The organism is Streptomyces sp. ME02-8801-2C, from assembly GCF_033793965.1.
Taxonomy (GTDB): Bacteria; Actinomycetota; Actinomycetes; order Streptomycetales; family Streptomycetaceae; genus Streptomyces.
Window position 1 is genome coordinate 833,534 of the sequence record NZ_JARAXP010000002.1, and the last position, 19,390, is coordinate 852,923.

Annotated in this window: 15 protein-coding genes; 12 read left to right on the forward strand and 3 right to left on the reverse strand. The window is 70.1% G+C overall.

Annotation, left to right across the window (positions count from 1 at the left end):
- Positions 1-85: 85 nt before the first annotated feature.
- The 3 genes from PV396_RS08070 (at position 86) to PV396_RS08080 (ending at position 5,530) form a co-directional block, all read left to right on the forward strand.
- On the forward strand, positions 86-2,404 hold the full coding sequence (locus PV396_RS08070; protein ID WP_319201856.1) for a GH92 family glycosyl hydrolase: 2,319 nt from the start codon (positions 86-88) through the stop codon (positions 2,402-2,404).
- 152 nt (positions 2,405-2,556) lie between these two features.
- A complete protein-coding gene (locus tag PV396_RS08075; RefSeq protein WP_319201858.1) occupies positions 2,557-3,903 on the forward strand; it encodes a wax ester/triacylglycerol synthase family O-acyltransferase in 1,347 nt (448 codons plus the stop codon).
- 115 nt (positions 3,904-4,018) lie between these two features.
- Entirely contained in the window at positions 4,019-5,530 is a 1,512-nt protein-coding gene (locus PV396_RS08080) for an SDR family NAD(P)-dependent oxidoreductase (protein WP_319201860.1), read from the forward strand.
- On the opposite strand, the gene PV396_RS08085 is transcribed toward PV396_RS08080, so the two are convergent.
- Complete coding sequence (locus PV396_RS08085) at positions 5,509-6,384, reverse strand: SDR family oxidoreductase (RefSeq protein WP_319201862.1); 876 nt, start codon at positions 6,382-6,384, stop codon at positions 5,509-5,511. The genes PV396_RS08080 and PV396_RS08085 overlap by 22 nt on opposite strands.
- A 376-nt stretch (positions 6,385-6,760) precedes the next feature.
- Between PV396_RS08085 and PV396_RS08090 the strand changes: the two genes are divergently transcribed.
- Together PV396_RS08090 and PV396_RS08095 are read left to right on the forward strand one after the other, a co-directional pair.
- A complete protein-coding gene (locus PV396_RS08090; RefSeq protein ID WP_319201864.1) occupies positions 6,761-6,934 on the forward strand; it encodes a hypothetical protein in 174 nt (57 codons plus the stop codon).
- A 60-nt stretch (positions 6,935-6,994) separates the two neighbouring features.
- A complete protein-coding gene (locus PV396_RS08095; RefSeq protein ID WP_319202314.1) occupies positions 6,995-7,483 on the forward strand; it encodes an N-acetyltransferase in 489 nt (162 codons plus the stop codon).
- A 16-nt stretch (positions 7,484-7,499) separates the two neighbouring features.
- Here PV396_RS08095 and PV396_RS08100 read toward each other — a convergent pair whose 3' ends face one another.
- Complete coding sequence (locus PV396_RS08100; RefSeq protein ID WP_319201866.1) at positions 7,500-8,843, reverse strand: amidase; 1,344 nt, start codon at positions 8,841-8,843, stop codon at positions 7,500-7,502.
- Positions 8,844-9,104: 261 nt separating this feature from the next.
- Between PV396_RS08100 and PV396_RS08105 the strand changes: the two genes are divergently transcribed.
- Together PV396_RS08105 and PV396_RS08110 are read left to right on the forward strand one after the other, a co-directional pair.
- On the forward strand, positions 9,105-11,006 hold the full coding sequence (locus PV396_RS08105; RefSeq protein WP_319201868.1) for a beta-N-acetylhexosaminidase: 1,902 nt from the start codon (positions 9,105-9,107) through the stop codon (positions 11,004-11,006).
- 19 nt (positions 11,007-11,025) lie between these two features.
- Positions 11,026-12,573: an alpha-L-fucosidase gene (locus PV396_RS08110; protein ID WP_319201870.1), complete on the forward strand. Its 1,548-nt coding sequence runs from the start codon at positions 11,026-11,028 to the stop codon at positions 12,571-12,573.
- A 93-nt stretch (positions 12,574-12,666) separates the two neighbouring features.
- Here the strand turns inward: PV396_RS08110 and PV396_RS08115 are convergent, their stop codons facing one another.
- Positions 12,667-13,404, reverse strand: a complete 738-nt coding sequence (locus tag PV396_RS08115; RefSeq protein ID WP_319201872.1) for a FadR/GntR family transcriptional regulator — start codon at positions 13,402-13,404, stop codon at positions 12,667-12,669.
- A 167-nt stretch (positions 13,405-13,571) separates the two neighbouring features.
- On the opposite strand from PV396_RS08115, the gene PV396_RS08120 reads away from it, so the two are divergent.
- From PV396_RS08120 to PV396_RS08140, 5 genes are all read left to right on the forward strand, one after another.
- On the forward strand, positions 13,572-14,654 hold the full coding sequence (locus tag PV396_RS08120; RefSeq protein WP_319201874.1) for a sugar ABC transporter substrate-binding protein: 1,083 nt from the start codon (positions 13,572-13,574) through the stop codon (positions 14,652-14,654).
- Positions 14,651-16,177: a sugar ABC transporter ATP-binding protein gene (locus tag PV396_RS08125; RefSeq protein WP_319201876.1), complete on the forward strand. Its 1,527-nt coding sequence runs from the start codon at positions 14,651-14,653 to the stop codon at positions 16,175-16,177. Before PV396_RS08120 ends, PV396_RS08125 begins: the two co-directional genes overlap by 4 nt.
- On the forward strand, positions 16,170-17,195 hold the full coding sequence (locus tag PV396_RS08130; protein ID WP_319201878.1) for an ABC transporter permease: 1,026 nt from the start codon (positions 16,170-16,172) through the stop codon (positions 17,193-17,195). Before PV396_RS08125 ends, PV396_RS08130 begins: the two co-directional genes overlap by 8 nt.
- A 70-nt stretch (positions 17,196-17,265) precedes the next feature.
- Positions 17,266-18,606 (forward strand): L-fuconate dehydratase, encoded by a 1,341-nt coding sequence (locus tag PV396_RS08135; RefSeq protein WP_319201880.1) that lies wholly within the window; start codon positions 17,266-17,268, stop codon positions 18,604-18,606.
- Entirely contained in the window at positions 18,603-19,358 is a 756-nt protein-coding gene (locus tag PV396_RS08140) for an SDR family oxidoreductase (RefSeq protein WP_319201882.1), read from the forward strand. Before PV396_RS08135 ends, PV396_RS08140 begins: the two co-directional genes overlap by 4 nt.
- Positions 19,359-19,390: the final 32 nt, after the last annotated feature.

Genomic DNA, 19,390 nt, shown 5'->3' on the forward strand with positions numbered 1-19,390 from the left:
GCGCGGAACGGAGCGTCCGGCGAGGAACGGATCCGGGACCCGGCCCACCGGCCCGACCCGCACGGAGGTCCTTGCTGTGAGATGGATGCTGCGAACCGCCGGGGCGGTGACGGCCGCCGCACTGTTCGCGGGCGTGCTCGCCACCCCTGCCGCCCATGCCCGTGACGGTCGGCTCACCGATCTCGTCAACCCGTTCATCGGCACGGAGAACGAGGGCAACACCTTCCCCGGCGCGACCGTGCCCTTCGGCATGGTGCAACTGTCGCCCGACACCGGGCACAAGACGGGCTACCGCCACTCCCAGACCCGTATCCGGGGCTTCTCCCTGGTCCACCTCTCCGGCGTCGGCTGCCGCATCGGCGGCGACCTGCCCGTGCTGCCGACGACCGGCGACATCACGAGCACCGACTACGCGGCCTACGCCGCCGAGTACGGCCACGAGGGCGAGTCGGCGGGCCCCGGCCACTACCGGGTCGGCCTGAAGTCGGGCATCGACGCCGAGCTGACGGCGACCGCGCGCACCGGCGTCCAGCGCTACACCTTCCCGGCGACCGCGCAGGCCAACGTGCTGCTCAACGCGGGCCAGTCGCTGCACACGAAGGTGGCGAGCCGGGTCGAGATCCTCGACGACCGGACCGTGCGCACAACGATCACCGGCTCCGGCTTCTGCCGGGGCACCAACCCGTACACCGTCCACACCATCACCCGCTTCGACCGCCCCTTCACCGCGTACGGCACCTGGGACGGCACGACGGTCACCGGCGGCTCCCGGACCGGGGGCGACGGCGCCTACGTCCGCTTCGACACGACGGACGGGGACCGCACCGTCGAGGCGACCACCGCACTGTCGTACGTCGACGCGGCCGGGGCGGCCGGCAACCTGCGCGCCGAGGGCGGACGCCCGTTCGACGAGGTGCGGGAGGCGGCCCGGGAAGCCTGGGAGGCACGCCTGGACGACGTGGGCGTGACCGGCGGCTCGGACACGCTGCGCCGGACCTTCTACTCGTCCCTGTACCGCAGCTTCCTCGCCCCCAACATCGGCAGCGACGCCGACGGCCGCTACATCGGCTGGGATCTGAAGGTCCACCGCGCGCGGGACTTCACGTACTACCAGAACTGGTCCCTGTGGGACACCTACCGCACCCAGGCACAGCTCCTGTCGCTGCTCGCGCCGCGTGAGGCCCGGGACATGGCGCTCTCCGTGCTGAAGATCGATGAGGAGGGCGGCTGGCTGCCCAAGTGGGGTTACGGCACGGTCGAGACCAACATCATGACCGGCGACCCGGTCACCCCCTTCCTCACCCACGCCTACCAGCAGGGCCTGCTGCACGGCCACGAGGAGCGGGCCTACCGCGCCCTGAGGAAGAACGCCGACGGCGTGCCCCCGACCGCTGTGCCCATGCTGGGGCGCGAGGCGAACCGCGAGTACATCGAGAACGGTTTCGCCCCCTATCTCAAGGGCCGCCCGCGCACCAAGCCCGGTGACTCTGACTACCACTGGGGCGCGTCCGCCACCCTCGAGTACGCCCTCTCCGACGCGATGCTGGCGCAGATGGCACGCGAACTGGGCCACGAGGCCGACGCCGACCGCTACGCGGAGCGGGCGCGGAGCTACCGTCAGGTCTTCGACCCCTCGACCGGGTTCTTCCGGCCCCGGGACGGCTCGGGCGCCTTCACCGGTGACCCCGATCCGGCCAGGGGCGAGGGGTTCCACGAGGGCACGGCCTGGCAGTACCAGTGGCTCGTTCCGCAGGACCTGCCGGGCCTGGTGGACCTGCTCGGCGGCAGGCAGGCGGCCAACGACCGGCTCGACGCCTTCTTCGCGTACGACAGGCTGAAGGCGGACCCGGCCGGGACGGCCCGCGACGTGTGGGTGAACGGCCCGTACGCCTACTACAACGCGGACAAGTACAACCCGCAGAACGAGGTCGACCTCACCGCCCCCTACACCTACCTCTCCACCGGGCAGCCCTGGAAGACGACCGAGGTCGTGCACGCCGCGCTGACTCTCTACACGGACGGCCCGACGGGGATGACCGGGAACGACGACATGGGCACCATGTCCGCCTGGCACGTCCTGTCCGCGATCGGGATCTTCCCGGTGCAGCCCGGCTACGACACCTGGGGCCTGTCCACTCCGGTCTTCGACCGGGTCGACCTCACCCTCGACCCCCGCTACTACCCGCTCGGCGCCCTCACGGTCACCGCGCCGGGTACGTCGGACAGCCGACGGTACGTCCAGTCGGTGGCCGTCGACGGATCCTCGTACAGCCGTACGTATGTGACGAGCGGGATGCTGAAGGGCGCGCGCTCGCTCGAGTTCACGGTCGGCTCGGAGCCGTCCGGGTGGGGAACGGACGCGGATGCGGCGCCGTCGGCCCTGAATCAAGGCCTCATGCGGTAGGGAGTAACCCCGTACGTCAGCGGCGTCCCGCCGCTCTCGAAGCGGCGGGACGTAATCCGTTGTTAACTGAGCGTAGCTTGATCGTACTTGACCGTAATCGCTCGTGAGCGATTGACTACTGACCTACCCGTCGTCGACGCGAGAGTGATCCCTTGACCTCTGAGACCTCGGACCTGCTCACCCCCCTCGACCTGGCGTTCTGGCACCTCGACTCCGACCTCCACCCCATGCACCTGGGCGCACTCGGCGTCTTCCCCGCGAGCTCGCCCACCGCCGGAGCACACGCGGCCGACCTGCTCGCCGCCCGCGCCCCCGCCGTACCCGGACTGCGCATGCGCATCCGGGACGTCTGGCAGCCCCGGCTCCCGCTGGCCTTCGGCGGCGCCACCCGCGAACCCGCACCGAACTTCGACCCGCTCGACCACGTCCGGCTGCACGCCCCCACCGCCGACTTCCACGCCGAGGCCGGACGGCTCATGCAACGCTCCCTGATGCGCGGCCGGCCGCCCTGGGAAGCGCATGTGCTGCCCGCCGAGGACGGCACCTCCTTCGCCGTGCTCTTCAAGTTCCACCACGCCCTCGCCGACGGCCTGCGCGCACTGACCCTCGCCGCCGGCGTCATGGACCCCCTCGACCTGCCGGCGCCCCGCCCCCGTCCCGAACCGCCGGTCACCGGGCCCTTCCCGGACGTGCGCAAGCTGCCCGACCTGGTCCGCGACGCCTTCTCCGACGTGGGCCGCGCCCTGGACATCGGCGCCTCGGTCGCCCGCTCCGGCCTGCACAGTCTGGGTACGCGCTCGTCGGCGGCGCTCGTCGCGGAATCGACCGGCACCCGCCGCACCGCCGGGGTCGCCGTCGACCTCGACGACGTCCACCAGGTGCGCAAGACCGTCGGCGGGACCGTGAACGACGTACTCATCGCCGTTGTCGCCGGAGCCCTGCGGCGCTGGCTCGACGAACGCGGCGACGGCAGCGAGGGCGTCGCCCCGCGCGCGCTCATCCCCGTCTCCAAACGGCGTCCGCGCACCGCGCATCCGCAGGGCAACCGGCTCTCCGGATACCTGATGCGCCTGCCCGTCGACGATCCGGACCCGCTCGGGCGCCTCGCCTCCGTACGCAGGGCCATGGACCGCAACAAGGACGCCGGACCGGGGAGGGGTGCCGGCGCGGTCGCGCTGCTCGCCGACCATGTGCCGCCGCTCGCACACCGGCTCGGCGGGCCGCTGGTCAAACAGGCCGCACGGCTCTGGTTCGACATCCTCGTCACCAGCGTGCCCCTGCCCAGCCTCGGCCTGCGGCTCGGCGGCAACCCGCTCACCGAGGTCTACCCCTTCGCCCCGCTCGCCCAGGGCCAGTCACTGGCCGTCGCCATCTCGACCTACCGGGGACAGGTCCACTTCGGGCTCGTCGCGGACGCCGAGGCCGTCCCCGACCTCGACCGGTTCGCCGCCGCGCTGTCCGCGGAGGTGGAGACGCTGGTCACCGCCTGCACCCTGTGACCCGCGTCATGATCGTCGCGGGTTTGGTTCCTGGGCCGGGGCTTCCGTAAAATCGCCTGTTCGAGAGCTGGCGCGGTCCGAGCGCCGCGAAGGCGACCCAGGGAACGGCAGCGCGATGACGGTGACAGAGGACGGCCCGACGGCCGTGGACGGCATGGACGACGTGGCGGACGTCTCCTACGGTCCCGGCATCGACCCCGAGCGCATGGCCGTCTGCCTCAGCGTGCTCGAGGAACTCGACAAGCTGGACGTCGACCACCCCGACGCCATCGCCGTGCGCCGCGCCACCGCCGGTGTCTACCGCACGGTCAAGCAGCGGCGCCGACAGGAACGCCGGGCCTCCAAGACCGCCCACGACAAGGCCGTCACCGAGGCCACGGCCACCGGCTCCGCCCAGCGCATCGACGACGAGACCGAGGGCATCCTGCCGTCGTCGGTGACCCGGGAGGGGCAGATCGCGGGGATACTCCAGCGCCCCCGCTCCTGCTACACCTGCAAGACCCGCTACGTCGAGGTCGACTACTTCTACCACCAGCTCTGCCAGAACTGCGCCGCCGAGAACCGCTCCCGCCGCGATGCCCGCACCGACCTCACCGGCAAGCGCGCGCTCCTCACCGGAGGCCGGGCCAAGATCGGCATGTACATCGCGCTGCGGCTGTTGCGCGACGGCGCGCACACCACGATCACCACGCGGTTCCCCAAGGACGCCATCCGCCGCTTCAAGGCCATGGACGACTCGGCGGACTGGCTGCACCGCCTGGAGATCGTCGGCACCGACCTGCGTGACCCCGCGCAGGTCGTGGCCCTCGCCGACCGGATCGCCGAACAGGGCACCCTCGACATCCTGATCAACAACGCGACCCAGACGGTACGCCGGCTGCCCTCCGCCTACGCCGCGCTGGTCGAGGCCGAGAGCGCCCCGCTGCCGGCCGGTGAGCTGCCCGCCCACCACGTCATCGGGGCCTTCAACTCCGGCGCGGTCGACGGCCTTGCCGCGCTGCCCGTCGGGATAAGCGGCATCGACGCCCAGCAGGTCGCCGATCTCGCCCTGGTCGCGGGCAACGCCAGCGTCGCCCGGCACCTCGACGGCACCGCCATCGACGCGGGCGGCCTGGTCCCCGACGTCGTCGACACCAACACGTGGGTGCAGACCATCGAGCAGATCTCCCCGGTGGAGCTCCTCGAGACCCAGCTGTGCAACTACACGGCGCCGTTCATCCTGATCAGCAAGTTGCGGCCGGTGATGGCGGGGGCGGCGAGCGCGGCGGAGAGCGGGCGCGCGTATGTCGTCAACGTGTCGGCGATGGAAGGGGTGTTCGGGCGTGGGTACAAGGGTGCGGGGCATCCGAACACGAACGCGGCGAAGGCCGCGATGAACATGGTGACGCGGACCAGTGCGCAGGAGATGTTCGAGGCGGACGGGATTCTGATGACCTCGGTCGACACGGGGTGGATCACCGACGAGCGTCCCCATTACGACAAGCTGCGGTTGGCGGACGAGGGGTTTCATGCGCCGCTCGATCTTGTCGACGGGGCGGCTCGGGTCTATGACCCGATCGTGCGGGGTGAGGCGGGGGAGGATCTGTACGGGGTCTTTATGAAGGACTACGCGCCCGGTAAGTGGTAGTCGGGGGTTCGGTGATGCGGCTGCGGGCCCGGTGGGGGCTGGTCGCGCAGTTCCCCGCGCCCCTCGGTGGGTTCGTGTCGCCGTAGGTGTTCATGAACCGGGGATGTCTCTGCCCTAAGTGCAGGGCGTACCCGGGTTCCTCCGTCCACCAGGAGGTCTGTTCCTGTTACCCAGTTGGCTGCGTCCGAGGCCAGCCAGAGTACTGCGTTGGCGATGTCCTCGGGTTCGCCGATGCGGCCGAGCGGTAGGCCGGGGTTCTCGGTGTGTTCCCAGACGAAGCGGGCCATTTCCGTTCTTACCAGGCCGGGGGAGACCGAGTTCACTCGTACCCTCGGGGCCAGTTCGCCTGCGAGTTGCTGGGTGAGGTGCAGGAGGGCCGCCTTGCTGGTGCCGTACGCGCCCACGTTGGGGCCGACATGCGTGGCGCCCTCCGTGCAGATGTTGATCACGGTGCCGCCGTGTTCGCGCATCCAGGCCCGCCATGCGCACTGGGTCAGCCGCAGCGGAGCCTCGACGTTGAGTGTGAACGCCTCGCGCCAGAGGTCCGGGTCGGCGTCCATGAGTTGGCCGTAGGGCTGGTTGGTCGCCGCGTTGTTCACAAGGATGTCGAGCCGCCCGAACGCGTCGAGTGTGAACTCGGTCAACGCCAGCAGGTGGGCCGGGTCGGCGACATCGCCCGCCAGTCCGATCCCGCTGAGTTCCTCGGCGGCCCGTCGTACCCCGTCCGGATCCCGGGCCGTCACGCACACCCGGGCCCCCGCCCGCACCAGCGCCGCGGTGACGGCCAGACCGATCCCGCGGGTGCCCCCGGTGACCAGGGCGACGCGCCCCTCGAGTCCGTACGGTGACGTCATCCGCGTACCGTCTCATGACGGACCGTCAGCCGACAGACTCTGGACGTACGGGGTACACGGGTACGTCGGTTGGGCCGTACGGGTGATGGTCAAACCCCCCTCCAGGTAACAAACAACCGCAGATTATGGCTGAATGAACACTGGGTGACTTGAGTTCTTTACCCCTTGTTTTCAGCCCCATCGAGCGGGCGCCCGCTCATTTGGTTAATACTGGTCCCGGACGGGCAGCACGACGGGTTCCACCCACACCCACGGTCCGTCACCGGCGCCACCGCGTCCTGACTGTTCTTGACCCACGCCCGAAGGGACATGGAGCGGCCGGCACCAGACTGGTCCCGAATGCCCTGAGGGTGACCCGACACATAAGGAGTGCGCGGTGACACCGGAGAAGACGAATCTCGAACAAGGCCCTGAGGAACGCACGGCGGCCCCCGGCGACCGGAGCGAGCGGCTCGGCAGCCTCGACGTGTGGGCCAGGTCGGCCCCGATCCGCCTGGCGGGCTACGAGGACGACCTCGCCGAGCCCCACATCCTGCCCAGCGTCGACTGACGCACCCACAGGACCCGTCGAGATCGCCGTCGGCATGGGCGTGCCAGACTCGCGCCCATGCTGATCATCAGAGGAGCCGCGGCCGACGACTGGCCGCGGATCTGGCCGTTCTGGCACCGCATCGTCGCCGCCGCCGAGACCTACACCTGGGACCCGGACACCTCCGAGGAAGCGGCCCGCGCATTGTGGATGAGCCCGGCCAAGCGCGTGTACGTCGCCGAGGACGGTGCCGGAGCCGTCGTCGGCTCCGCCTACCTCACCCCCAACTACGCCGGCCCCGCCGCCCGGATCGCCAACGCCGGCTTCATGGTCGACCCCGACCGCGGCGGACGTGGCATCGGCCGCGCCCTCGCCGAACACGTCCTGGGCGAGGCCGAGGCCCATGGCTATCGGGGCATGGTCTTCAACGCCGTCGTCGAGACCAACCCGGCGGTCGGGCTGTGGACTTCGCTGGGCTTCACGATCCTCGGCACGGTCCCGGACGCGTTCGAGCATCCCCGGGACGGCCGGGTCGGCCTGCACATCATGTACAAGGCACTCGGCGACTGACAGCACGCAGTACTGATCAGGCGAGCGGAGCCGTCCGCTGCCAGGGGTGCAGCTCCTCCAACTGCTGGGCCACGTCGAGGAGTACGGCCTCCGAGCCCGGACGGCCCACCAGTTGGACCGCGCAGGGCGCGCCCGAGGGCAGGGTGCCGAACGGGACCGCCATCGCCGGCCAGCCCGTCAGGTTCCACGGGGGCGTCATCGGCGAGTAGTTGGTGTTGGCGAGGACGTTGCGCAGCCAGCCCCGCTCGTGCCAGGCCGCGGCGACGGGTGAGCGCCGGGCGAGGGCCGGGGTGAGCAGCACGTCGTGCTCGGCGAAGAACGGCTCGAGGCGCCGGCGCAGCTGTTCCTTGTGCTGCCCCCGCTCGACATACCCGACGAACCGGCGCCCGACGGCCGCGTGGACCCGGGTCCGCCGGCTCAGTCCGCTCCGGTCGAAGCCCTCCGCGTCCCGTGCCGTGCCCGCCGTCCAGTGCGTGAAGGAGGTCACGCCGATCGACAGCGGGTACGGCGGGTCGGCGGGCCGCACCTCGTGACCGGCGCTGTCCAGCAGCGCGGCGGCCTCACGCGCGGCGGAGACGTAGGGCCTGGCGATGGTGACGCCGGTGATGGGGCTGCGGACGGAGAGGGCGACCCTGCGGCCGGCGTGCGCGTTTGACCGTACGAACCGGGTGTCCGCGAGGACCGACAGCATCAGCCGGGCGTCCTCGACCGTCGTCGCCAGTGGACCGTTCTCCGACATGCCGAACCAGTCGCCGTTGCCGATGCCCGCCGGGACGACCCCGAGACCCGGCTTGATGGTGACGACACCGCAGTTGGCGGCGGGGATGCGCAGCGAACCCATCCCGTCGTTGCCCAGCGCGATCGGCACCATTCCGGCGCCGACGGCCGCCGCGCTGCCGCCCGACGAACCGCCTGCCGTGCGGGTGGTGTCCCAGGGGTTGCGGGCCGTGCCGAGGGGCCCCTCCGTAGTGCCCCAGATACAGAGCTCGGGCACATTGGTGACCCCGACGACGATCGCGCCCGCCGCGCGCAGCCGGGCCACGGTGACATGGTCGTGGTCGGCGGGGGTGTCCGGCGTCGCGGTGGAACCGTGCCGGGTCGGCTCACCGCGTACACCCAGGTTGTCCTTGACCGCGATGGGTACGCCCGCGAGCGGAAGGTCCGCCAGGTCCGCGCGGTCGGCCACCTCGTCCGCCTCGGCCAGCGCCTCCTGGGCCCGCAGCCGGCGGAACGCTCCGACGCGGGCGTCCAGCAGTTCGATGCGCGCGAGATGTTCGGCCACGACTTCACGGGGCGTCACGCGCTTCTCGTGTACGGCGGCGGCGATCTCGGTGGCGGTACGGCCGACCCAGCTGGTCACGGGGGCTCCTCGGGGTGGATACAACACATCGTGCTACGCGTGCGGCGATGAGGCTACTCGTGAGTACGGAGGGCGTCGAGACTCGTCGGGCTTGGACATTCGGACCACGTCTCTTGGACTTTTCTGACGGTGACCCATCCGGCCCTCGTCGCAGACTCGCTGGTCATCCGATCACTGGTCGAACCTGCCTGGCGCGAGGCCCCATTGACACCCCCTGGGGCGCGCTCAATCATCACACCTCCGATGAATGGGAGCTTCCAGATGAGCCAGATGAGACAGATGGGTACGAAGCGAAGAGGCCGGCTCCTGGGTGCCGTGGTGGCCCTCCTGTTGCTCGCCGTGCCGGTCCAGGCGTCCGCACGGACGGGCGCGGCGGGGGCGGGGGCGGGGGTAGGAGCCGGGGGAGTGGCCACGGCTCCCGTGACGGTGCCGGCGCTCGCCAACTGGACCCCGGAGAGCGGGAGTTACCGGTTCGGTCCTGCCGCCCGACTCGTCGCCGACACCGCGCCCGAGCGCAGGGTCGCGGACACCCTCGCCGACGACCTGAGGGCGGCCGGCCATGGCGTGGTACCCGTCGTGAGCGGTGGCGCGCGAGCCGGTGACATCGTTATCGACGTGACCCCGGCACGGACCGCCCTCGGCGCCGAAGGGTACGAACTCCGCGCCGGTGCAAGGCTGTCGGTGACCGGCGCGACCGAGAGCGGCGCCTTCTACGGCACCCGCACCCTCCTCCAACTGCTCGCCCAGGGCGACCGGATCCCCGCCGGACGCACGGTCGACGTACCCCGGTACGCGGAACGCGGCGTCGGCGTGTGCGCCTGCTACATCCACATCTCGACGCGGTGGCTGGAGAACCTCGTACGCGACATGGCGTACGCCAAACTCAACCAACTGCTCCTGGAACTCAAGGTGAAGAGCGACACCCACCCCGAGGCCAACACCTGGGGCTACTACACCAAGGACGAGATACGGCGGCTCGTCGCCCTCGGCGACAAGTACCACGTCGAGATCATTCCGGAGATCAACTCCCCGGGCCACATGGACCCGTGGATCGAGAACCGCCCGGATCTCCAGCTCACGGACTCCGACGGCAACAAGCAGCCCAGCAGGCTCGACATCACCCAGCCGGCCGCCTTCGACTACTACACGAGCCTGATCGACGAGTACGCGCAGGTGTTCACCGGTGCCTCCTGGCACATGGGCGCCGACGAGTACATGCTCGGCTCGGACTTCGCCAAGTACCCGCAGATGCTCCGCTACGCCAGGGAGAAGTACGGGGCGAACGCCACACCCCAGGACGCGTTCATCGACTTCGTCAACCGCATCCGGACCTATCTGGCGGCCAAGGGCAAGAAACTGCGTATCTGGAACGACGGGCTCACCGGAGCCAACACCGTGCCGGTGACCGCGGGCACCACGGTGGAGCACTGGCTGAACGTGGCCGTGAAACCGAGCCAACTCCGCGCCCAGGGCTACCCGTTGATGAACGCGGCCTACGCCCTGTACCTAGTCCGGGGCGGCTTCCACACCGACACCAAGGGTCTGTACGACCAGAGTTGGGACCCGCGCAGCTTCGAGGGCGAGAAACTCGCCTCCAGCCAGGGCATCGTGGGCGCGAAGATCAGCCTCTGGCCGGACAACGGACGGGGTGAGACCGAGAACGAGGTCGCCGTCGACACCGGCCCGGCGCTGCGGCATCTCGCGCAGGCCACCTGGGGTGATCCGCATCCTGACGCCACGTATGCCCAGTTCACCGCGCGGGGGACGGCCGTCGGGCATGCCCCCGGCCGGCGGGATCCGGTTCAGGCGCCGATCGCGGACGGCACGTACACCCTGCGGTCGGGCACCGTCTCACTGGCCGTCGAACTGCGACGCACACCCGACGGATACATCACCTTGAAGACCGGGATCGGCTGCCTGGAGGTGCGCGGCGGGAAACTCACGCTCAACACCCCGCTCCAGCCCGGCGTCGAACTCACCGAGCAGACCTGCGACACCGCGAACACGCTGCAGCGCTGGGAGCTGGAGCAGTCCGAGGGCGGCTACCGACTCCTCAATGCGATCACACGGATGGCGGTGCACCTGACCGACGACGGTCGTCTCATGCAGTACCCGCCAGACCAACGTACGCCTGCCGTATGGCACTTGACCACCATCCACTGACCCGAGGAGCCCGTTCCCCATGACAGTCTCCAGACGTCTCTTCGTCACGGCAGCCGCCGCAATCGTCGCCTCCCGGGGCACCTCACCGGCCCTGGCCGCTCCGGCCGCGCCGACGGAGGAGCCGGTCTTCCGTATCCCCGTCAGCTCCGCCGACTCCGCCGACACCCTCGTCCGCAAGGCATCCCAAGTCCGGCCCACGGCACGGCAGATCGCCTGGCAGCGGCTGGAGCGGACCGCGTTCCTGCACTTCGGGGTGAACACCTTCACCGGCCTCGAATGGGGCACGGGCGACGAGGACCCGAATGTCTTCCAGCCGACCGGCCTCGACACCGACCAGTGGGCGCGGGCACTGCGCGACGGTGGGTTCAAGCTCGCCATCCTCACCGTCAAGCACCACGACGGCTTCGTCCTCTACCCGTCCCGGTACACCAACCACTCGGTGGCGTCGAGCAGTTGGCGCGGTGGGCAGGGCGATGTGCTGCGCTCGTTCGCCGACTCCATGCGGCGGTACGGGCTGAAGGTCGGGGTGTACATCTCCCCTGCCGACGAGAACCAGTACCTGCACGGCGTCTACGCCAACGGCAGCGCGCGCACCGAGCACACCATCCCCACCCCGGTCGACAACGACGACCGTCCGGACGGCCCGACGTTCACGCTCCCCGCCACCGACTACGGCGCCCATATGCTCGACCAGCTCTACGAGGTCCTCACCGAGTACGGGCCCGTCGACGAGGTCTGGTTCGACGGCGCCCAGGGGCGCATCCCGCCGGACAAGGTCGAGAAGTACGACTGGGACAGCTGGTACACCCTCGTCCGCACCCTCGCCCCGGACGCCACGATCGCTGTCTCCGGGCCGGATGTCCGCTGGGTCGGCAACGAGGGCGGGCTGGCACGCGAGAACGAGTGGAGTGTCGTACCGGTCACCGAGAAGGACTACGGCCGGACCGACTTCGCGCTCTCCTACGACGCGGCGGACATGGGAGGCCGGGACGCGCTGGTCGCGGCTCGGGGGGTCGCCGACTACGTCCAGTGGTGGCCGGCCGAGTGCGATGTGTCGATCAGGGACGGCTGGTTCTACCACGCCGACCAACAGCCCAAATCCGTGGACCAGTTGACCGAGATCTACTTCGGCTCGGTCGGCCGCAACGCCGTACTCCTGCTCAACGTCCCGCCGGACACGGACGGACGCCTCGCCGCCTCCGACGTCACCCGGCTGCGGGAGTTCCGGGAGCGCGTCGACCGGGAACTGCCGGCCGACCTGACGCTCGGGGCCCCGGTCACCCGGACTCCGACGACCGTCACTGTCGACCTAGGCAGGGAGGTGGAGGTGAACCGGATACGGCTCGCGGAGGACATCCAGCACGGACAACAGGTCGAGACCTTCACCGTCGAGGCGCACATCAACGGCCGCTGGACCAGGGTGACAGGCGCGGGCACGATCGGCGCAAGCCGAATCCTGCTACTGCCGACCCCGCTCAGAGCAAGGCGCTGGCGGATCCGGGTGACAAAGTCACGAGCGGAGCCGAGGATCGCCCAGTTCGGCCTGTACAGATCAACGGAGCCCTGAGGGTCGAAGGCGGGGGGGCAGGGGGCGCACAGCGCCCCCTGCCCAGGGGCGCGGGGAACTGCGCGACAAGCCCCCACCGGGGGGACAGCCAAATCACGCCCCTCCACGCGGAGCGTCATGCTGCCCCCGCAACCATTGCTCCACCTCCCCCACATGCGCCGCAGCCGCCGCCCGCGCCGCCTCCGGATCGTGGGCGACAAGCGCACGGTGAATCGCCGCATGCTCCCGCCGCGTGCGCGTGAACGCACCCTCCTCCTGGTAGGCACGCCACACGCGGGCGCGGAACGTGCGGGAGGACAGGCCCTCCAGGATCGCCGCCATGCTGTCGTTGCCCGCCGCGGCGGTGATCGCGCGATGGAAAGCGAGGTCGTGGGCGAGGATCTCCTCGGGATCGTCGGTGGCGTTCATCGCCGTGAGGTGTTTCTCCACCTCCGCGAGCTGGTCCGGGGTGATCCGCGCCGCGGCCAGCGCGGTCGCCGTCGACTCGAGGATGCGCCGGACCTCCAGCAGCTCGGCCAGCCGAGGTCCCCGCGAGAGGTCGGCGACCACACCGAAGGTCTCCAGCAGGTCGCCGGCCTCCAGCTGGGTCACGTAGATGCCCGAACCGTGCCTGGCCTCCAGTACGCCCATCACGGTGAGCGCCCGGATCGCCTCCCGCATCGAACTGCGGGAGATGCCCAGCCGAGCCGCGAGGTCGCGCTCGGTGGGCAGCCGCTGGCCCGGTTCCAGGCGGCCCTCGCCGATCATCGCCTTGATCTGCTCGATGGCGCGCTGCGTCACGGTGCCCTTCTGTGGGGCGGCCTCTGTGCTGTCGGCCGGGATCTCGTCCACGCCGTGTCCTCCTGTCGCCGGGTGCCGCCGCAGTCTAACCAGCAAGTTGGTCGGACCACTACGGTCGGATTCCGGGAAAATTTGGCCCTGTGGGGTGTTCTAACCCCGAAGTGGTCTGATAAATATGCGGGGCATCCGCTCGATCACGCTCAACGAGGAGCCATCAGATGTTCGAAAGAACCGTGGGAGAACCGAAGAGGCGAGTCAGGGCTCGCAGCCTCGGCGCGGTGGCCGTGGCCGCCTGTGCCGGCCTGGTGCTCAGCGCCTGTGGCAGCACCAAGGACACCGTCGCCTCAGGGGGCGACAGCGGTGACGGAACCGGCAAGGTCGGAGTGATCCTGCCGCTGCTGACGTCGCCGTTCTGGCAGTCGTACAACGACTACGTGCCGAAGATGGCCAAGTCCGAGGGCGTCGACGCGCTGAAGACGGTCAACTCCAACAGTGATCCCTCGCAGCAGATCACGGACATCAACAACCAGCTCAACCAGGGCGTGAAGGGCCTGGTGGTCGCGCCGCTGGACAGCGCCGCCATCGAGGCGGGCCTCGACCAGGCCGAGCGCAAGGGCGTGCCCGTGGTGGCCGTCGACGTGGCGCCCGAGAAGGGCAAGGTCGCCATGGTCGTCCGCGCGAACAACGTCGCGTACGGCGAGCAGGCCTGCGACTACCTCGGCAAGCACATCACCTCGGGGAAGGTCGTCCAGATCATGGGCGATCTCGCGTCGGTGAACGGCCGCGACCGGTCCGAGGCGTTCCGGGCCTGTGTGAAGGCCAAGTTCCCGAAGCTCAAGGTCCTCGAGATACCGGCCAAGTGGGAGTCCGACACCGCGGCCTCCAAGCTCGACACGCTGCTCAACGCCAACCCCGACATCAAGGGCATCTACATGCAGGCCGGCGGCGTCTACCTCGCGCCCACCCTGCAGACCCTGAAGTCCAAGGGGATGCTGAAGAAGGCGGGCGAGGCCGGCCACATCGCGATCGTCTCGAACGACGGCATCCCGCAGGAGTTCGACGCCATCCGCAAGGGCGAGATCGACGCGACCGTCTCCCAGCCCGCCGACCTCTACGCCAAGTACGGCATGTACTACATCAAGGCCGCGATGGAGGGGAAGACCTTCAAGCCGGGCCCGACCGACCACGGCTCCACGATCGTCAAGCTGCCCAGCGGCATCCTCGAGGACCAGCTCCCCGCGCCCCTGGTCACCAAGGACAACGTCGACGACACCGCGCTCTGGGGCAACACGGTCGGATGAACAGCCAGCCACCGGAGAACCCGGACACCCCTGCCGTACCGCTCGTCGAGGCGCGCGGCATCACCAAGCGGTACGGTCCCACCACCGCCCTGCAGGACGGGCGGCTCACCGTCCTGCCGGGTGAGTCGCACGCCCTCGTGGGCCGCAACGGCGCCGGAAAGTCCACCCTCGTCAGCATCCTCACGGGCCTCCAGGCCCCCGACGAGGGCACGGTCAGCTTCGACGGCCGGCCCGCGCCCCCGATCGCCGACCGCGACGCGTGGCGCTCCAAGGTGGCCTGCGTCTACCAGAAGCCCACCGTCGTACCGGAGTTGACGGTCGCCGAGAACCTCTTCATCAACCGGCAGCCCACCGGGCGCGGCGGAGCCATCAACTGGCGGCGGCTGCGCACCGAGGCAGCCGAACTCCTCGACACCTGGGACGTGCACGTCGACCCGGAGGCCCGCACCGCGGACCTCAAGGTCGAGGACCGTCAAATGGTGGAGATCGCGCGGGCGTTGAGCTTCGGCGCCCGGTTCATCGTCCTCGACGAACCGACCGCCCAGCTCGACAGCCGCGAGATCGACCGGCTCTTCACCCGGATGCGCGCACTCCAGGAATCCGGCGTCACCTTCCTGTTCATCTCGCACCACCTCCAGGAGGTGTACGAGGTGTGCCAGACGGTCACCGTCCTGCGCGACGCGCGCTGGATCACCACCGCCCCGGTCGCCGACCTGCCGCGTCAGGCCCTGGTGGAGGCCATGGCCGGCGAGTCCATCGCCGAACAGGCCGTCACCGTCAGGGGAGTCGAGCCCGGGGCGCCGGTGCTGCTGGCAGCCGAGGGGCTCACCTCACCGGCGTACGAGAACATCGACCTGACCGTGCGCCGCGGTGAGGTCGTGGGGCTCGCCGGGTCCAGTGGCAGCGGCAAGATCGAGCTGGCCGAGTCCTTCGCCGGGCTCCACACACCGACCGGCGGAAGTGCCCGGCTGGACGGCGCGCGGCTGCCGTTCGGGGACGTACAGGCGGCCCTGACGGCGGGCGTCGGCTGTGTGCCCCGTGACCGGCACGAACAGGGGCTGGTCTCCGGCATGACCGTCGGCGACAACTCCACCATGAGCGTCCTGCGCCGTCTCGGCCGGTACGGGTTCGTCTCCGAGAGCCGCAAACGTGGCTTCGCCACCGCCCTCATCGACCGCCTCGACATCCACACCGAGGGCCCCGAGCAGCCCGTCTCCGACCTGTCCGGCGGCAACGCCCAGAAGGTCGTCATGGCCCGCGCCCTCGCCTCCGACCCCAAACTGCTCGTCCTGATCAACCCCACCGCGGGCGTCGACGTGAAGTCCAAGGAATCCCTCCTCGCGCGCATGGACAGCGCCCGCGAGGACGGCACCGCGGTTCTCGTCGTGTCGGACGAACTCGACGACCTGAGACGCTGCGACCGCGTCCTCGTCCTCTTCCACGGCCATGTCGCCGCCGAACACCCGGCGGGCTGGCGCGACCACGAGCTGATCGCCTCCATAGAAGGAGTGGACCATGGCTGACACAAAGGCCCCGCCCCTCGTCCCCCTCAGGGCCCCGGACCCGCGTTCGGCCAAGACCGTACTGCTCCGCCGCGCCCGCGAACTCGCCCTCGTACCAGCCCTGTTGCTGCTCATGGTGCTCGGTACGTTCGTCAACGACTCGTTCCTCACCGAACGCAACCTGATCTCGATCCTCGGTGCCTCCGCCGCCCTCGCGATGGTGGTGCTCGCCGAGTCGCTCGTCCTCATCACCGGCAAGTTCGACCTCTCCCTGGAGTCGGTCGTCGGCATCGCCCCGGCCGTCGGCGCGCTGCTCGTGCTGCCGGCCGCGCAGTCCGGGTGGGGAACCGAACTCCCGGCCGTGCTCGCCCTGTTGGCGATCATCGCCGTCGGCGGAGCGGTCGGCGCGTTCAACGGCATCCTGGTCGTCAAGTTCAAGCTCAACGCGTTCATCGTGACGCTCGCGATGCTGATCGTGCTGCGCGGCCTGCTGGTCGGCGCGACCAAGGGCAAGACCCTGTTCGGCATGCCCGACTCCTTCTACTCCCTCGCCACCACCACCTTCCTCACCGTGCCCATGTCGGTATGGGTGGCCGGGGCCTGCTTCGCCGTCGCCGGGCTCGTCCTCAAGTACCACCGCGTCGGCCGGGCCCTGTACGCGATCGGCGGCAACGCCGACGCGGCCCGGGCCGCCGGCATCCGGGTCGAACGGGTGATGCTCGGCGTGTTCGTCGTCGCCGGGGCGCTCGCCTCCGTCGGCGGGATCATGCAGACCGGTTACGTGGGCGCGATCAGCGCCAACCAGGGCAACAACATGATCTTCACCGTGTTCGCGGCGGCCGTCATCGGCGGCATCAGCCTCGACGGCGGCAAGGGCACGATGTTCGGTGCGCTGACCGGCGTACTTCTGCTGGGTGTTGTGCAGAACCTGCTGACTCTCGCCCAGGTGCCGTCGTTCTGGATTCAGGCGATCTACGGCGGAATCATCCTGGTTGCGCTCATGATCGCTCGCGTGACGACGGGACGTGCGCAGGACTGATCCCGAGCCACCCCTGACGTACCCCTGAGGTTCCCCGGTGGAACCCCTGCCACTGACCGAAAGGCATCCCGTGTCCCCGACCCCCGCCCGCGTCATCGCGGTCGACACCTACGACATCCGGTTTCCGACCTCGCGGGAGCTCGACGGCTCCGACGCGATGAATCCCGACCCCGACTACTCGGCGGCCTACGTCGTGCTGCGTACCGACGCGGGCGACGGGCACGAGGGGCACGGCTTCACCTTCACCATCGGGCGGGGCAACGAGGTCCAGGTCGCCGCGATCGACGCGCTGCGCGGGCATGTGGTCGGCCGGTCCGTCGACGAGCTGTGCGCGGACCCCGGCACCCTGAACCGAGACCTGATCGGCGACAGCCAGCTGCGCTGGCTCGGACCCGAGAAGGGCGTGATGCACATGGCGATCGGCGCCGTCGTCAACGCCGTATGGGACCTCGCCGCCAAACGGGCGGGTCTGCCCCTGTGGCAGCTGCTCGCCGAGGCCGAACCCGAGTGGCTCGTCCAGCAGATCGACTTCCGCTACCTCACCGACGCGCTCACCCCCGACGAGGCCCTCGACCTGCTGCGCCGGGGCCGGGAGGGCGCAGCCGAACGGACGGCCGACCTGCTGGCGAAGGGCTTCCCCGCCTACACCACCTCCGCGGGCTGGCTCGGCTACGACGACGAGAAGCTCACCCGGCTCGCCACCGAGGCCGTCGCCGACGGCTTCACCCAGATCAAGCTCAAGGTCGGATCGGACCTCGAGGACGACGTACGCCGCTGCCGGGTCGCCCGCAGCGTGGTCGGCCCCGACATCCGGATGGCGATCGACGCCAACCAGCGCTGGGACGTCGAGGAGGCGATCCGCTGGACCAAGGCGCTCGCCGAGTTCGACCCCTACTGGATCGAGGAACCCACCAGCCCCGACGACATCCTCGGCCACGCGGCGATCCGCCGGGCCGTCGCCCCCGTCAAGGTCGCCACCGGCGAACACGTCCAGAACCGCGTCGTGTTCAAGCAGCTTCTCCAGGCCGACGCCCTCGACGTCGTGCAGATCGACGCGGCCCGCGTCGGCGGCGTCAACGAGAACCTCGCCATCCTGCTGCTCGCGGCCAAGTTCGGCGTCCCCGTCTGCCCGCACGCGGGCGGTGTCGGCCTGTGCGAACTCGTCCAGCACCTGTCGATGTTCGACTACGTCGCCCTGGCCGGCACGACCGAGAACCGGGTCATCGAATACGTCGATCATCTGCACGGTCACTTCCTCGACCCCGTGGTGATCAGGCAAGGTCATTACCAGGCACCTACGGCGCCGGGCTTCTCCGCGGCGATGCGGCCGGAGTCCATCGCGCAGTACACGTTCCCCGGCGGCACCTTCTGGGCCGCCGACCTGGCGAAGGAGAAGGGGCAGGCCGCATGACCGACTTCGAGGGTCTCAAGGCGCTGGTCACAGGGGGTGCGTCCGGCATCGGCCGGGCCACCGCGCAACTGCTGGCCGCGCGCGGCGCACAGGTCGCCGTCCTCGACCTCGACCCGTCGTCGGTCGAGAAACCACTGCTCGGCTACCGGACCGACGTCTCCGACGACACGTCCGTGCGGGAGGCGGTGGCCGCCGCTGTCGCCGACCTCGGCGGCCTCGACATCGTCGTCAACAACGCCGGCATCGGCGCCCTGGGCACCGTCGAGGACAACGACGACGAGGAATGGCACCGCGTCTACGACGTCAACGTGGTCGGCATGGTCCGTGTCTCCCGCGCCGCGCTGCCCCACCTGCGCGACTCGGCGCACGCCGCCATCGTGAACACCTGCTCGATCGGCGCCACGGCCGGCCTGCCGCAGCGCGCCCTGTACTGCGCCACCAAGGGCGCCGTGTACTCCCTGACCCTGGCCATGGCCGCGGACCACATCGCCGAGGGCATCCGCGTGAACTGCGTCAACCCGGGCACGGCCGACACCCCGTGGGTCGGCCGGCTCCTCGACTCGGCCTCCGACCCCGTCGCCGAACGCGCCGCGCTGGAGGCCCGCCAGCCCACCGGCCGCCTGGTCTCGGCCGACGAAGTGGCGGGCGCCATCGCCTACTTGGCGAGCCCCCTGTCCGGCGCCACCACCGGCACCTCACTCGCCGTCGACGGCGGTATGCAGGGCCTGCGACTGCGTCCGGCGGCCCGGTGAACCTGCCGAACCACACCCCAGGAAGCGAGCCC